Source organism: Mesorhizobium sp. C089B, from assembly GCF_030323125.1.
In the GTDB taxonomy this organism is placed as follows: domain Bacteria; phylum Pseudomonadota; class Alphaproteobacteria; order Rhizobiales; family Rhizobiaceae; genus Mesorhizobium.
Genome location: NZ_CP100469.1, coordinates 1,597,171 through 1,611,530, shown reverse-complemented (window position 1 = coordinate 1,611,530; position 14,360 = coordinate 1,597,171). Strand labels below are relative to the sequence as shown.

The 14,360-nt window shown below is 63.3% G+C and carries 13 protein-coding genes; 10 read left to right on the top strand and 3 right to left on the bottom strand.

Annotated features, from left to right (window positions below):
• Positions 1 to 23 precede the first annotated feature (23 nt).
• The 8 genes from dusB (at position 24) to hflX (ending at position 10,178) form a co-directional block, all read left to right on the top strand.
• Positions 24 to 1,052, top strand: coding sequence for a tRNA dihydrouridine synthase DusB (gene dusB, locus NLY44_RS08115; protein ID WP_023682549.1), 1,029 nt, complete (start codon positions 24 to 26; stop codon positions 1,050 to 1,052).
• A complete protein-coding gene (locus NLY44_RS08110) occupies positions 1,049 to 2,194 on the top strand; it encodes a two-component system sensor histidine kinase NtrB (protein ID WP_023688458.1) in 1,146 nt (381 codons plus the stop codon). The genes dusB and NLY44_RS08110 overlap by 4 nt, the downstream gene beginning before the upstream one ends.
• Positions 2,191 to 3,648: a nitrogen regulation protein NR(I) gene (ntrC, locus tag NLY44_RS08105; RefSeq protein WP_023668927.1), complete on the top strand. Its 1,458-nt coding sequence runs from the start codon at positions 2,191 to 2,193 to the stop codon at positions 3,646 to 3,648. Before NLY44_RS08110 ends, ntrC begins: the two co-directional genes overlap by 4 nt.
• Positions 3,649 to 3,792: 144 nt before the next feature.
• The gene (locus NLY44_RS08100; RefSeq protein ID WP_023668928.1) at positions 3,793 to 6,081 is read left to right on the top strand and encodes a sensor histidine kinase NtrY-like; all 2,289 of its coding nucleotides are present in this window, start codon (positions 3,793 to 3,795) and stop codon (positions 6,079 to 6,081) included.
• Positions 6,071 to 7,432, top strand: a complete 1,362-nt coding sequence (gene ntrX, locus NLY44_RS08095) for a nitrogen assimilation response regulator NtrX (RefSeq protein ID WP_023668929.1) — start codon at positions 6,071 to 6,073, stop codon at positions 7,430 to 7,432. Before NLY44_RS08100 ends, ntrX begins: the two co-directional genes overlap by 11 nt.
• Positions 7,433 to 7,534: 102 nt before the next feature.
• Positions 7,535 to 8,395 carry a D-amino-acid transaminase gene (locus tag NLY44_RS08090; RefSeq protein ID WP_023668930.1) on the top strand — a complete coding sequence of 287 codons (861 nt, stop codon included), beginning with the start codon at positions 7,535 to 7,537 and terminating at the stop codon, positions 8,393 to 8,395.
• 145 nt (positions 8,396 to 8,540) lie between these two features.
• On the top strand, positions 8,541 to 8,786 hold the full coding sequence (gene hfq / locus NLY44_RS08085; protein ID WP_006202172.1) for an RNA chaperone Hfq: 246 nt from the start codon (positions 8,541 to 8,543) through the stop codon (positions 8,784 to 8,786).
• Positions 8,787 to 10,178, top strand: a complete 1,392-nt coding sequence (gene hflX / locus NLY44_RS08080) for a GTPase HflX (RefSeq protein ID WP_023738873.1) — start codon at positions 8,787 to 8,789, stop codon at positions 10,176 to 10,178.
• Between the two features lie 6 nt (positions 10,179 to 10,184).
• Here hflX and mazG read toward each other — a convergent pair whose 3' ends face one another.
• The 3 genes from mazG to NLY44_RS08065 form a co-directional block, all read right to left on the bottom strand.
• Positions 10,185 to 11,009 carry a nucleoside triphosphate pyrophosphohydrolase gene (gene mazG / locus NLY44_RS08075; RefSeq protein WP_023805230.1) on the bottom strand — a complete coding sequence of 275 codons (825 nt, stop codon included), beginning with the start codon at positions 11,007 to 11,009 and terminating at the stop codon, positions 10,185 to 10,187.
• Between the two features lie 80 nt (positions 11,010 to 11,089).
• Positions 11,090 to 12,274, bottom strand: a complete 1,185-nt coding sequence (locus tag NLY44_RS08070) for an amino acid aminotransferase (protein ID WP_023805229.1) — start codon at positions 12,272 to 12,274, stop codon at positions 11,090 to 11,092.
• A gap of 129 nt (positions 12,275 to 12,403) precedes the next feature.
• Positions 12,404 to 12,841, bottom strand: a complete 438-nt coding sequence (locus NLY44_RS08065) for a DUF3592 domain-containing protein (RefSeq protein WP_023706554.1) — start codon at positions 12,839 to 12,841, stop codon at positions 12,404 to 12,406.
• 175 nt (positions 12,842 to 13,016) lie between these two features.
• Here NLY44_RS08065 and NLY44_RS08060 point away from each other — a divergent pair, with 175 nt between their 5' ends.
• Together NLY44_RS08060 and NLY44_RS08055 are read left to right on the top strand one after the other, a co-directional pair.
• Positions 13,017 to 13,550, top strand: a complete 534-nt coding sequence (locus NLY44_RS08060; RefSeq protein WP_023688465.1) for a sigma-70 family RNA polymerase sigma factor — start codon at positions 13,017 to 13,019, stop codon at positions 13,548 to 13,550.
• Positions 13,547 to 14,323, top strand: coding sequence for an anti-sigma factor family protein (locus tag NLY44_RS08055; protein ID WP_023805228.1), 777 nt, complete (start codon positions 13,547 to 13,549; stop codon positions 14,321 to 14,323). Before NLY44_RS08060 ends, NLY44_RS08055 begins: the two co-directional genes overlap by 4 nt.
• The last annotated feature ends 37 nt before the right edge of the window (positions 14,324 to 14,360 follow it).

The following is a 14,360-nucleotide window of genomic DNA, read 5'->3' as shown; positions in this document are numbered from 1 at the left end:
TCCGATATGCTTGGTTTTTGTGCATGCCTGAAGTGACAAAATTGGCTTCGCCGCTCGACATTGGCGGCGTGACGATCCGCAACCGCGTCTTCCTCGCGCCCATGTCGGGAATAACGGACGAGCCGTTCCGGCAGCGCACCTACGCGCATGGCGCGGGCCTGGTCGTGTCGGAAATGGTGGCGAGCGGCGAGCTTGCCAAGGGCAGGGCCGGCTGCGACCTGCGCATCCGTCATTCCGGGCTGCCCGTCCATATGGTCCAGCTTGCCGGCCGCGAGGCCGAGCACATGGCCGAGGGCGCGCGCATCGCTGCCGGCGAGGGCGCCGACATCATCGACATCAATATGGGCTGCCCGGCCAAGAAGGTGACCGGCGGCTATGCCGGCTCGGCGCTGATGCGCGATCTCGACCACGCGCTGTCGCTGATCGAAGCGGTGATCGGCGCGGTCCAGGTGCCGGTCACGGTCAAGATGCGGCTCGGCTGGGACGACAATGCGCTCAATGCACCCGTCTTGGCGCGCCGCGCCGAAGAGGCCGGTGTTAAAATGGTGACCGTGCATGGGCGCACGCGCTGCCAGTTTTATCAAGGCAAGGCCGATTGGGGCGCCATCGCCCGCATCAAGGACGTCGTCTCGATCCCGGTCGTCGCCAATGGCGATGTGGGCTCGCCCGCGGAGGCCGCCGAAATCCTTGAACAGTCGGGCGCCGACGCGGTGATGATCGGCCGCGCGCATTATGGCGCGCCATGGACGGCGGGCCACATCGCGGCAACGGCTGCGGGCAACGCGCCCTCCGGCGTGCCGGAAAGCCCGCAAGCCATGGCGGACTACATCGTTTCCCACTACGAAGACATGCTGACGCTTTACGGCGTCGAAAGTGGCTTGCGCCAGGCGCGCAAGCATCTCGGCTGGTATCTCGATCGCCACGCTGTGGGCGTCACCAATGAAGGGCGCAAAGCCATCCTCACCTCGTTCGAGCCCGCCCGCGTCATGGCCGTGCTGCGTGAGGTGTTTTCCGGCGGGGGCGAGGCCGCATCCATGCGGAGCGCTGCATGAACGCGCCTGCTGCACCGGGCACCGAGATGGCAAATGCTGCCCATATCGTGCTCAACACCATCCGCCGTCCGGTGATCATGGTCGATCCCGATGGGTTCATCACCTACGCCAATGCCGACGCGGAAGACTTCTTCCGCTCCAGCGCCAACATGCTGGCACGCAACACACTGTCCAAGCTGATCCCGTTCGGCAGCCCGCTGTTGCAACTGGTCGACCAGGTGCGCGAGCGCCGTGCGCCGGTCAACGAATACCGTGTCGACGTGTCGTCGCCGCGTCTCGGCATCGAGAAGGTCGTCGATCTCTATGTCGCGCCGGTGCCGGAATTCCCAGGCTCGATCGTGGTGATGTTCCAGGAACGCTCGATGGCCGACAAGATCGACCGGCAGATGACACACAGGGGTGCCGCGCGTTCGGTCACCGGCCTTGCCGCCATGCTGGCACATGAGATCAAGAACCCGCTGTCCGGCATACGTGGCGCCGCACAGCTGCTCGAACTCTCGGCGTCCGACGAGGATCGCGCGCTGACCCGCCTCATCACCGACGAGACTGATCGCATAGTCTCCCTCGTCGACCGCATGGAAGTGTTTTCCGACGAGCGGCCGATTGACCGCTATCCTGTCAACATCCATGTCGTGCTGGATCATGTGAAGGCAATCGCGAAGAACGGTTTTGCCAAGAGAATCAGGATATTGGAGGACTATGATCCATCATTGCCTCCGGTTTTCGCCAACCGCGACCAACTGATCCAGGTGTTTCTCAACCTGGTCAAGAACGCTGCCGAGGCGATCGGCGGCGACCCGCAGGGCGAGATCGTGCTGTCGACCGCGTTCAGGCCGGGCATCCGCGTTTCCGTTCCCGGAACCCAGGACCGCGTGTCGCTACCGCTTGAATTCTGCGTGCGCGACAATGGGTCCGGCGTTTCGGAAGACATTCTGCCGATCCTGTTCGATCCGTTCATCACCACCAAGCCGAACGGCTCGGGGCTCGGCCTGGCGCTGGTGGCGAAAATCGTCGGCGAGCATGGCGGCATCATCGAATGCGATTCGACGCCGCGCGGCACCACCTTCCGAATCCTGATGCCGGCCTGGAAAGAAACACCCATCGACACTGCCGATGATGAAGGCGAAGGAGACCGCAAATGACGGTTCGCGGCAATATTCTCGTCGCCGACGACGATGCGGCCATCCGCACCGTGCTCAATCAGGCGCTGTCGCGCGTCGGCCATGAGGTGCGCGTGACCTCCAACGCCTCGACGCTGTGGCGCTGGGTGGCGGCGGGCGAGGGCGATCTGGTGATCACCGACGTTGTCATGCCGGACGAGAACGCCTTCGACATGCTGCCCCGCATCAAGAAGGCCCGGCCGGAGCTGCCGGTCATCGTGATGAGCGCGCAAAACACTTTCATGACGGCGATTCGTGCTTCCGAAACAGGTGCTTATGAATATCTGCCGAAGCCGTTCGACCTGACCGAGCTGCTCAACATCGTCAATCGTGCGCTGTCAGAGCCGCGCCGACCGAAGATCGATACGCGACCGGAAGAACAGCCTGACGCCATGCCGCTGGTCGGCCGCTCGGCCGCCATGCAGGACATCTACCGCATGCTGGCGCGCATGATGCAGACCGATCTGACGGTGATGATCTCGGGCGAGTCCGGCACCGGCAAGGAATTGGTGGCGCGCGCGCTGCACGAATATGGCCGCCGCCGAGGCGGTCCGTTCGTCGCCATCAACATGGCGGCAATCCCGCGCGACCTCATCGAATCGGAACTGTTCGGTCATGAGAAGGGTGCCTTCACCGGCGCACAGAACCGCTCGACAGGCCGCTTCGAGCAGGCCGAGGGCGGCACGCTGTTCCTCGACGAGATCGGCGACATGCCAATGGAGGCGCAGACGCGGCTGCTGCGCGTGCTGCAGCAAGGCGAATACACCACTGTCGGCGGGCGCACCCCGATCAAGACCGATGTGCGCATCGTCGCCGCCACCAACAAGGATCTGCGCACGCTGATCAACCAGGGGCTTTTCCGCGAGGATCTGTTCTATCGCCTGAATGTCGTGCCGCTTCGGCTGCCTGGCTTGCGTGAGAGATCGGAAGACATTCCCGATCTGGTGCGGCATTTCTTCAAGATCGGCGCCAGCGAAGGCTTGCAGACCAAGCGCATTTCGACCGGCGGCATCGAATTGATGAAGCGCTATCCGTGGCCGGGAAACGTGCGCGAGCTGGAAAACCTGGTGCGCCGGCTTGCGGCGCTCTATTCGCAGGACGAAATATCAGCCGAGATCATCGAGGCCGAACTGAAGACAGGCGAAAGGCCGGTCATTCCCGGCGGCGGCAATTTGATCCCGGACGATCTATCCATCGGCCAGGCGGTGGAGCACTTCCTGCAGCGCTATTTCGCCTCTTTTGCCGGTGATTTGCCGCCGGCAGGTCTCTATCAACGCATCTTGTCGGAGGTCGAATATCCGCTGGTCCTTGCCTCGATGACGGCAACCCGCGGCAACCAGATCAAGGCCGCCGAACTGCTGGGCCTCAACCGCAACACGTTGCGCAAGAAGATTCGCGAGCTGGGTGTCAACGTGTACAAATCGTCGAGATCATGAGCGCCTGCTGCCCGAAGTGACGCGAGGTCATCCCCTTTTCAGGGGATCGGCGGCCGAAAGATTTCCGTCACGGCCACACTTGTTGCATAATCGCCACAATGCGTTGCATACATCCAACGCAATCACTGGCTCTTAGACGGCGACATGGCTTCGCAAGCTCTCACATCAAACGAACCGCTTTTCAGCAGACCCGGCCAGAGGGATGGACGGCGGCTGCTTGCGTTGCCTGGCGTTGTGGCAATTGCCGGCGCGCTGGTTACGGCGGCAATCTCGTTTGCGATTCTTGTCGGCGCCACGCCGATCACGCCAGACGCAAACACAACGCTGACGCTGATTGCGGCCAATGCCTTATTTGTGCTGGCGCTGATTGCTCTGGTCGGCCGCGAGGTGCATCGCATCACCATGGCGCGCCGGCACGGCAAGGCGGCGTCACGGCTGCATGTGCGCATCGTGACGATGTTTGCGCTGGTCGCGGCCATCCCCGCCATCATGGTGGCCATCATTGCCTCGATCACGCTCGATATCGGCCTCGACCGCTGGTTCGAAATCCGCACCAAGGCGATCGTCAACTCGTCGCTGTCGATCGCCGACGCCTATGTGCAGGAAAACGCTCGTAATCTTCAGGGCACGACGCTGTCGATGGCCTATGATCTCGACGCCTCGCGCACGCTTTACGGCCTCGATCGAACCGGCTTTCTCGACCTGATGAACAAGGAAGCCGTGGGCAGGAGCCTGGTGCATGCGGCGCTGGTCAGGGAAGACGGCTCCTTTGTCATGAGCGCGAAGACCGATGCGGATTTCTCTATGCCGCCACCGCCGGAGGGCGCGGTCAGCGCCGCGGCCGACGGCAAACCGGTGCTGATCGAGCCGAAGACGCGCAACATCATGGGCGCCATCATCAAGCTGCGGGAGATCGAAGGCCTCTACCTCTACACCAATCGCCTGGTCGACCCCGAAGTGATCAAGGCGAGGGCGATCGTCCAGTCCAACACCGCCGAATATCGCGGCCTGGAAGACAACAGGCGGACGTCGCAGGTGGCGTTCGCGCTGCCCTATCTGTCACTGACGCTGATCATCATCCTGTCGGCCATCTGGACCGGCATAGCGGTGGCCGACCGTCTGGTGCGGCCCATCCGTCAACTCATCGGCGCGGCTGACGAGGTTGCGACCGGCAATCTCGATGTCGCCGTGCCGGTACGGCCTTCCGACGGCGATGTCGCCTCGCTTGGCGATACGTTCAACAAGATGCTGCTGGAGCTTAAATCGCAGCGCAACGAGATCCTGTCGGCCAAGGATTTGATCGACGAACGGCGTCGTTTCTCGGAAGCGGTGCTGGCCGGCGTCACCGCCGGCGTCATCGGCGTCGATCCCTACGGCATCGTCTCCATCGTCAACAAATCGGCCGAAACGATGCTGGCCATATCGGCCACGGCGGCGCTGGGGCAGAACCTGTCCGCCGTGCTACCGCATGTCGGCCGTGTCTTCGAGATCGGCCGCAAATCCGGCAAGCCGGTCTATCGCGAGCAGGTCACCTTCTATCGCACCGGCGCCGAGCGTACCTTCAACGTGCAGATCACCATCGAGGCCGGCGACGACGGCGAGGAGGAGAAATCCTACGTCGTGACTGTCGACGACATCACCGATCTGGTCCAGGCACAGCGCTCGTCGGCCTGGGCGGATGTGGCGCGGCGTATCGCACATGAAATCAAGAACCCGCTGACGCCGATCCAGCTCTCGGCCGAGCGCATCAAGCGACGCTTCGGCAAGGTCATCACCGAGGACCGCGAGATTTTCGACCAGTGCACCGACACGATCATCCGGCAGGTCGAGGATATCGGCCGCATGGTCGACGAGTTCTCGGCTTTCGCCCGCATGCCCAAGCCCGAGATGAAAGCCATCGATCTGCGTGAATCGCTGCGCGAGGCGTCGTTCCTGGTCGAAGTCAGCCGCGCCGACATTGCTTTCGAACGCGTGTTCGGCAACGAACCGCTCAAGGGCACGTTCGATAGCCGATTGATGGCGCAGGCTTTCGGCAACGTCATCAAGAACGCGGCCGAGGCGATTGACGGGCTGGAACAAAAGGACGGTTCGCACGGCATAATCCGGATTCAAGCTGCCCGGCAGAATGGCGCGATCAGAATCGACGTCATCGACAATGGCAAAGGCTTGCCGCGCGAGAACCGCCAAAGGCTGCTCGAGCCCTACATGACGACGCGCGAGAAGGGCACCGGGCTCGGTCTCGCCATCGTCAAGAAGATCGTGGAGGACCATGGCGGGCGGCTCGAATTGCACGATGCGCCCGCGGATTTCCACGGTGGACGCGGCGCGATGATCTCGATCATCCTGCCGCCAGCTGCCGCAACCGCGCCGCCACGCGGTCAAGGCGAAACGGAACACGAACGAGAAACTGAAAAGGTCGGTAATGGCGTCTGATATTCTCATCGTCGATGACGAGGAAGACATCCGTGAACTCGTCGCGGGCATATTGAGCGACGAAGGGCATGAAACCCGCACGGCATTCGATGCCGACAGCGCGCTCGCGGCAATCGCCGACCGGGCGCCGCGGCTGATTTTCCTCGACATCTGGTTGCAGGGCTCGCGCCTGGACGGGCTGGCGCTGCTCGACGAGATCAAGACGATGCATCCGAGCCTGCCGGTGGTGATGATCTCCGGCCACGGCAATATCGAGACAGCGGTGTCGGCCATCCGCCGCGGCGCCTATGATTTCATCGAGAAGCCGTTCAAGGCCGACAGGCTGATCCTGATCGCCGAGCGGGCGCTCGAAACCTCGAAATTGCGGCGCGAGGTGTCCGACCTCAAGCAGCGCAGCGGCGAAACCTTCGACCTGATCGGCATGTCGTCGGCGATGAGCCAGCTGCGCCAGACCATCGAGCGCGTGGCGCCGACCAACAGCCGCGTCATGATCATCGGTCCGTCCGGCTCGGGCAAGGAGCTCGCCGCGCGCGCCATCCACACGCTGTCGACGCGCAAGGGCGCGCCGTTCGTGACGCTGAGCGCGGCCAACATCACGCCCGAGCGCATGGAGATCGAGCTGTTCGGCACCGAATCGAACGGCACCGAGCGCAAGGTCGGCGCGCTTGAAGAGGCGCACCGCGGCATTCTCTACATCGACGAAGTGGCCGACATGCCGCGCGAGACGCAGAACAAGATTTTGCGCGTGCTGGTCGAACAGCAGTTCGAGCGGGTCGGCGGCACCAAGCGGGTCAAGGTCGACGTCCGCATCATCTCCTCGACCTCGCAGAACCTGGAGGCGATGATCGCCGACGGCCGTTTTCGCGAAGACCTCTATCACCGCCTGGCGGTGGTTCCGGTCATGGTGCCGGGACTGGCCGAGCGACGCGAGGACATTCCCTACCTCGTCGACAATTTCATGAAGCAGATCGCTCGCCAGGCCGGTATCAAGCCGCGCCGCATCGGCGACGATGCGCTTGCCGTGCTGCAGGCGCACAACTGGCCGGGCAATGTCCGCCAGCTGCGCAACAATGTCGAACGGCTGATGATCCTGGCGCGTGGCGACGATATCGATGCGCCGATCACCGCCGACCTGTTGCCGTCGGAGATCGGCGATGTCATGCCGCGCACGCCGAACCAGTCCGACCAGCACATCATGGCGCTGCCGCTGCGCGAGGCGCGCGAACAGTTCGAGAAGGACTATCTGATCGCCCAGATCAACCGTTTCGGCGGCAACATCTCGAAGACGGCCGAATTCATTGGCATGGAGCGCTCGGCGCTGCACCGGAAACTGAAGTCGCTGGGGGTCTGACCCCCGTTGTTGTTGGTCCAGCGGGCTGTGGCCCATTCAATTGCCGGTTACGGCAGCGGCGGAATCGCATAGAAAAACCGGAACTTTTCTGAGGGATCACCCATGCCGCGCATTGCCTATGTGAACGGGCGCTATGTCGCCCATGCCGACGCTGCCGTGCATATCGAGGATCGCGGCTATCAATTCGCCGACGGCGTCTACGAGGTCTGCGAGGTGGCGCAGGGCTTTATCGTCGACATGCCGCGCCATCTTGCCCGGCTGAGCCGCTCCCTTAGCGAATTGTCGATCGACTGGCCGGTCACCAAGGGTGTGCTGCCGCTTCTTCTGCGCGAGATCGTGCGGCGCAACCACGTCGTCAACGGCCTGGTCTATGTCCAGGTTACGCGCGGTGTTGCCAGCCGCGACTTCGTTTTCCCGGCCGATACACCGTCATCGCTGGTGATTACGGCCAGAAAGGCCGACCCGGCGGCGGCCGCCAAGCGAGCCGAGGCGGGCATCAAGGTCATCACCGTGCCGGAAAACCGTTGGGACCGGGTCGACATCAAGAGCACCGGCCTGCTGCCCAACGTGCTGGCCAAGCAGAAAGCCAAGGAGGCCGGCGCCCAGGAAGCCTGGTTCGTCGACACCGATGGCAACGTCAAGGAGGGCGGCTCGTCCAACGCCTGGATCGTTACAAGGGACGGCGTTCTGGTCACCCGGCCGGCGGAGCATGGCATCCTGCGCGGCATCACCCGCACGACCATGTTCGAAGTGGCGGCAAAGCTCGGGTTGACGATCGAGGAGCGCGGGTTTTCAGTCACTGAAGCCAAGGCGGCGCGAGAAGCTTTCATCAGTTCGGCAACGACAATCGCCATGCCGGTCGTGGCAATCGACGGTGCCGCGGTCGCCAATGGGCACCCCGGTTCGATAACACTTTCATTGCGGCAAGCCTTTTTTGACGTTGCGGAAAAAAGTCCAGCCTGATAACCGCACAGACGGACTGCACATCAATATATCTCGTTCTGCTTGTCGTTACTGACGGCAAGGGGGTGTTTGCAAGCTTGACATGTGCCCGCTAATTTGGCGCATTAGCCTGCAAACCGAAGGGGATCGGCGAAAGACAAGAACAATGGCGGAACGATCGCAAAACCTTCAGGACCTGTTCCTGAATTCTGTTCGCAAGAGCAAAAATCCACTCACCATCTTTCTCATCAACGGCGTCAAGCTGACCGGCGTGGTCACTTCCTTCGACAATTTTTGTGTTCTGCTGCGCCGTGACGGCCACTCCCAGCTCGTCTACAAGCATGCCATTTCCACGATCATGCCGAGCCAGCCGGTTCAGATGTTCGATGGCGAGGAAAGCCAGGGCGCCTGATTGGCACGTGAAAAAGACGCGGACCGCGGCGTCCGCGGGAAACCAGCACATAATTCCGGGACGGAAGCCACAGGTCCGACCCGGGCGGTTGTCATTGTGCCGGTGCTTACCCGGCATCAGCGCAACGATGACGAAACGAACCGTCCACGGCTGACGCGTTCGGCGGATGCGCGCCACGACGAAGCGGTCGGCCTTGCCCGCGCCATCAACCTGGATCTGATCCACACGGCGGTGGTCACCGTCAACGATCCACGCCCGGCGACCTTGCTCGGCAGCGGCAAGGTCGCGGAATTCGCCGAGATCGTCAAAGAGGGTCACGCGGAGGTGGTCATCGTCGACCATCCGCTGACGCCGGTGCAGCAGCGCAATCTCGAAAAAGAAATGAATGCCAAGGTGCTCGACCGCACCGGATTGATCCTGGAGATTTTTGGCGAGCGCGCGCGGACCAAGGAGGGCACGCTGCAGGTCGAACTTGCCCATCTCAACTACCAGAAGGGCCGCCTGGTGCGGAGCTGGACCCACCTTGAACGCCAGCGCGGCGGAGCCGGCTTCCTCGGCGGCCCCGGCGAAACCCAGATCGAATCGGACCGGCGGCAGCTGCAGGAAAAAATCATCAAGCTCAAGCATGAGCTGGAAACGGTGCGCCGCACCCGCGACCTGCACCGGGCCAAGCGCAAGAAGGTGCCGTTCCCGGTGGTGGCGATCGTCGGCTACACCAATGCCGGCAAGTCGACGCTGTTCAACCGGCTGACCGGGGCCGACGTGCTGGCCGAAGACATGCTGTTTGCCACGCTCGACCCGACGCTGCGCCGCGTGCGCCTGCCGCACGGCACGCCGATCATCCTGTCGGACACAGTCGGCTTCATTTCGGACCTGCCGACGCATCTGGTCGCCGCCTTCCGCGCCACGCTGGAAGAGGTCGTCGAGGCCGATCTGGTCATCCACCTGCGCGATATTTCGGATCCGGATACCGCAGCGCAAGCCGAGGACGTCGAGCGCATTCTCGCCGATCTCGGCGTCGATGCCGGCGATGCCAAGCGCGTCGTCGAAGTGTGGAACAAGGTCGACCTGCTCGACGACGGCAACCGCGAGCGTCTGCTTGCCGACGGCACTGACGCCAACAAGGCGCCGCCGATCGCCATCTCGGCCGTCACCGGCGAAGGCATCGATGCGCTGAAGGCGCTGATCGAGACCAGGATGTCGGGCGAACTCGAGGAATTGACGGTGACGATCGAACCGGCGCAGTTCGGCCTTGTCGACTGGCTCTACCGCAATGGCGACGTCGTTTCGCGGGTAGACAATGAGGATGGCAGCGCAACCATTGCACTCAAGGCCACGCACAGCGCGCGGCATGAGATCGAAAGCCGATTGCACCGCAAAAACAGGCAGTAAGCCTGATTATTTCGCGCTCTTGGCCTGCTGCCAGAGCGCTTCCATTTCGTCCAGCGTGGCTTTTTCGAGCGTGCTTCCCGACGCATCGATCGCGCGCTCGACATAGTGGAAGCGCGAGCGGAACTTTTCGTTGGTGCCGCTGAGCGCCGCTTCCGAATCGAGCTTGAGGTGACGCCCCAGATTGACGACGGCAAACAGCATGTCGCCGAATTCGTCCTTGATCTCAGCCGTTTCGCCCTTGGCCAGCGCCTCGCGCAGTTCGCCGATCTCTTCCTCGATCTTGTCGAGGATGGGGGCTGCCTCGCTCCAGTCGAAACCGACACGTGCTGCCTTTTCCTGCAGCTTCAGCGCACGAGTCAAAGCGGGCAGGGCGACGGGCACGCTGTCCAGGAAACCCTTGCCATTGTCCTCGGGGTCGAGGCCGCGGGCGAGGCGCGCACTTCGCTTTTCGGCTTTTTCCTCAGCCTTGATCTTTTCCCACATGCCCTTTGCCATGCCGGCGCTGCGCGCCTTCTCGTCGCCGAAGACATGCGGATGGCGCCGGATCATCTTGGTGGTGATGGCCTCGACCACATCACCGAAGGCAAAATCGCCGGCTTCCTCAGCCATCTGCGCGTGGTAGACGACCTGCAGCAGGAGATCGCCTAATTCGTCGCGCAGATCGTCGAGATCGCCGCGCGCAATGGCGTCCGCCACCTCGTAGGCTTCCTCGATCGTATAGGGTGCGATGGTCGAGAAATCCTGCTCGATGTCCCAGGGACAGCCGGTCTTCGGCGCCCTGAGCGCCGCCATGATCTCGATCAGCCGGGAAATGTCGCGCGAAGGTTTCATGCGGCGAATGCTATCCCGCTGCCTGTCGTGCGGCCAACGCTGTCAGCTGGCGGCCTGACCTTGTCCACAGCTCAGCCGTATCAGCCGAGTACCGACACAACCGCCTTGGCGAGGTCATCCATGCCGTCCTCGGGCAGGCCGGCAACGTTGATGCGGCTGTCGCCGACCATGTAGATGCCATACTCGGCACGCAGCCGCTCGACTTGCGCCTCGGTCAGGCCAAGCCTGGAAAACATGCCGCGATGGCTGGCGATGAAGTCGAAGCGGTCGGAGTTGGACTGCCGGCGCAGCGCGTCGGCGAACTGGACGCGCATCCTCAGCATGCGCAGCCGCATCTCCTCCAGCTCCGCCTCCCAGTCGGCGCGAAGGCCATCATCTTCCAGCACCATGCGCACGGCGGCGGCGCCATGGTCCGGCGGCATCGAATACATGGCGCGCGCCGCCGCCAGCATCTGGCTCATCGCCACATCGGCTTGCGCACCATCCTTCGCCAGGATCATCGCCGCGCCGACGCGGTCGCGGTAGACGGCAAAGTTCTTCGAGCAGCTCGAGGCAACGACCATTTCAGGCACCTTGCCCGCGAGAAGGCGCAAGCCGGCCGCATCGGCGTCCAGGCCTTCGCCAAAGCCCTGATAGGCAATGTCGACAAAGGGCAACAGCCCGCGCTCGACGACAAGATCGGTGACGCTGGCCCATTGCGCGATATCGAGATTGGCGCCGGTCGGGTTATGGCAGCAGCCATGCAGCAGCACGATATCGCCGGGCTCGGCTGCGCCAAGCGTTGCCAGCATCTCGTCGAAGCGCACCGCGCCGGAAACGGCATCGAAATAGGGATAATCGCGCACCTTGAGGCCGGCCCCGCGCATCACCGGCGGGTGGTTCGGCCATGTCGGGTCCGACAGCCAGACGGTTGCGTCGGGGCGGGTCCGCTTCAACAGCTCCGCCACCAGCCGCAGCGCGCCGGAACCGCCAGGCGCTTGCGCGGCGCGGATGCGCGTCATGTCGGCAGCGGGGCCGAAGGCCAGCTTGACCATCGCCGTGTTGAAGCCGGTGTCGCCGGCAAGGCCGAGATAGGTCTTGGTGTCCTGGTCCTGCAGCAACCGCTTCTCGGCCTCGCGCAGGGCGCGCATGACCGGCGTCCTGCCGTCGCGGTCCTTGTAGACGCCGACGCCGAGATCGATCTTGCCGGGGCGCGGATCGGCGCGATAGAGGCCGATCAAGGCGATGATCTTGTCAGCCGGGGCAGGTTGCAGGGTCTCGAACATCAATACGGCTCCAATGGCGGCGGAGTAATACGCAAAGCGGCCGCGTTTCGCCAGTGCTTCCATCTGCGCCAGTCCGCTAGCGTACTGGACCGCTACGCCAAGCTTTGTCTGTACGGCAGGGGTCGGCGGCTATGGCGACGGGTTCATTCCAATCCGCCGGATAAGCACCCGTCCAATCACGGCGAGACCGATGCCGGTCAGCAGGGAGAAACCGCCGAGCATGCCGGCCAGCCCGGCAAGGAACCAGCGTCCGGCGAAGCTGTCGACGGAGGCATTTTGCGGATTGGTTGGGTCGTAAGCGACAGGGACGCTGTCGCCATCACCCCAGAACGAGCTGTGGACGGCATTGTTGAAGCGGATAACGGTGCCGTCGGCGGTCGAGAACTCGATGCGGGGATTGTATTCGGCGGCGACAATCCTGCCTGTCGCCGAAGCGGTACGAGGGCCGTACATCTCGACGATGGCCAGCACGCCGGAAGCGATCAGTCCGACAATGCCAAAGATGATGAACACCCTGCCGACGATCGGCAACGCTGCAAAACCCGTTACACGACTACCATTGGCCATCTTTTGCTCCTGGGACAGACGGATAAGGCTAGACTTCATCCATAAAGCAAACATCTGCCGCACGGGAGATGGGTAAGTGCGCAGCGGACTTCTGATTGCATGATGCCTATTGTGGCGACGCAAAAAAGTTTTGGTGGCGATGGATTAAGATCCCCGCCTGTTTCGTAAACGGGGCATGAAACGGTCGATGCCACGCTTCGATATTGTCGGACAGCTGGGTTCGCTCAGGCGCTACGCACGCTCGCTGACGCGCGACGGCACTGACGCCGAGGATCTGGTGCACGATGCGCTGGTGCGCGCCTACGAGCGGCGCGACACATTCCGCTCGGGCGGCAATCTGCGGGCATGGTTGCTGTCGATCGTCCACAACGCTTTCATCGACAAGATGCGCTCGCGCCGGTCGGAAGCAGCGCGTGTCGAGCAGGCCGGCTATCTCACCGATGCCAGCACGCCGGCGCCTCAGGAACATTCCGTGCGCCTGGCGCAGGTGCGCGAGGCCTTTTTCAGTCTGCCGGAGGAGCAGCGTTCGGCGCTGCATCTGGTCGCCATCGAGGGCCTTTCCTACCAGCAGGCCGCCGACGCCAGCGGGGTGCCGCTGGGCACGCTGATGTCGCGCATCGGCAGGGCGCGCGCAGCACTGCGCGAGATGGAAAACGCTGCACCTTCGCCGGCCAAAAGCCATCTGAGGATCGTGGGAGACCCGTCATGACCGACCTGTTGCGGGACCCGGTGACCGATACCGATCTCGATTCTTATGTCGACGACCAGCTGGATGTCGCGCGCCGCATTGAGGTCGAGGCGTTCCTGTCGGCTCGTCCGGAGGCAGCGGCCCGGGTGATGTCCGATTTGAGGACGCGCGACGAGCTGCGTCTGGCGCTGGCCGCATCCACAGGAATGGCGCGGCCCGCGACGACTGAAGTCGCGCGCCGGCTGGGCAGGGGGCTGGCCAGTCGCCGCGTCTTCGCCGTGCTGCAGCGGGCGGCGGCGGTCGCCATCTTTGTCGCTGCCGGCTGGCTGGCGAACGGCCTCTTCGGGCCGCTGCTGGTGACCAAGGTTGTGGCTTCGCCGCCGCCGCCCGCCTATGTCGAAGAAGCGATCCGGGCGCACAAGACGACGCTCATGCGCGAGGCGATGCCCTCGCAGTTGGAGGCGCCCAACTACAATGGCGACGAAATCCGCGCCGCCACCGCAATCGTCATGCCATCGCTGCCCAAGGACTGGAAGGTTCGCGACGTGCAGATCTATCCGTCGCGCTTCGGGCCGAGCGTCGAAGTGGCGCTGGAGACGAAGGATATGGGGCTGGTCTCGCTGTTTGCGATCCGGCCTGGAACCTTCGACGTCGTCAAGCCTGCCATCGCGCCATCGGGCGACATCTCCTCTGCCTATTTCCAGATCGGCGAGGTCGCGTACGCGGTCGTCGCGCGCAGCGATGTCCACGACCTCGACCGCGCCGCCGAGACGCTTGCCAAGACACTTTACTGATCAAGACGCTTTACTGAGACCACATAAGGAGAACCCG

Bases quoted from the DNA above. Each gene is read 5' to 3' on its own strand.
- NLY44_RS08070 (WP_023805229.1), bottom strand. From the start codon at position 12,274: ATGTTCGAGACCCTGCAACCTGCCCCGGCTGACAAGATCATCGCCTTG.
- hfq (WP_006202172.1), top strand. From the start codon at position 8,541: ATGGCGGAACGATCGCAAAACCTTCAGGACCTGTTCCTGAATTCTGTT.
- NLY44_RS08060 (WP_023688465.1), top strand. From the start codon at position 13,017: ATGAAACGGTCGATGCCACGCTTCGATATTGTCGGACAGCTGGGTTCG.
- NLY44_RS08110 (WP_023688458.1), top strand. From the start codon at position 1,049: ATGAACGCGCCTGCTGCACCGGGCACCGAGATGGCAAATGCTGCCCAT.
- mazG (WP_023805230.1), bottom strand. From the start codon at position 11,009: ATGAAACCTTCGCGCGACATTTCCCGGCTGATCGAGATCATGGCGGCG.
- NLY44_RS08100 (WP_023668928.1), top strand. From the start codon at position 3,793: ATGGCTTCGCAAGCTCTCACATCAAACGAACCGCTTTTCAGCAGACCC.
- ntrC (WP_023668927.1), top strand. From the start codon at position 2,191: ATGACGGTTCGCGGCAATATTCTCGTCGCCGACGACGATGCGGCCATC.
- ntrX (WP_023668929.1), top strand. From the start codon at position 6,071: ATGGCGTCTGATATTCTCATCGTCGATGACGAGGAAGACATCCGTGAA.
- NLY44_RS08065 (WP_023706554.1), bottom strand. From the start codon at position 12,841: ATGGCCAATGGTAGTCGTGTAACGGGTTTTGCAGCGTTGCCGATCGTC.
- NLY44_RS08055 (WP_023805228.1), top strand. From the start codon at position 13,547: ATGACCGACCTGTTGCGGGACCCGGTGACCGATACCGATCTCGATTCT.
- dusB (WP_023682549.1), top strand. From the start codon at position 24: ATGCCTGAAGTGACAAAATTGGCTTCGCCGCTCGACATTGGCGGCGTG.
- NLY44_RS08090 (WP_023668930.1), top strand. From the start codon at position 7,535: ATGCCGCGCATTGCCTATGTGAACGGGCGCTATGTCGCCCATGCCGAC.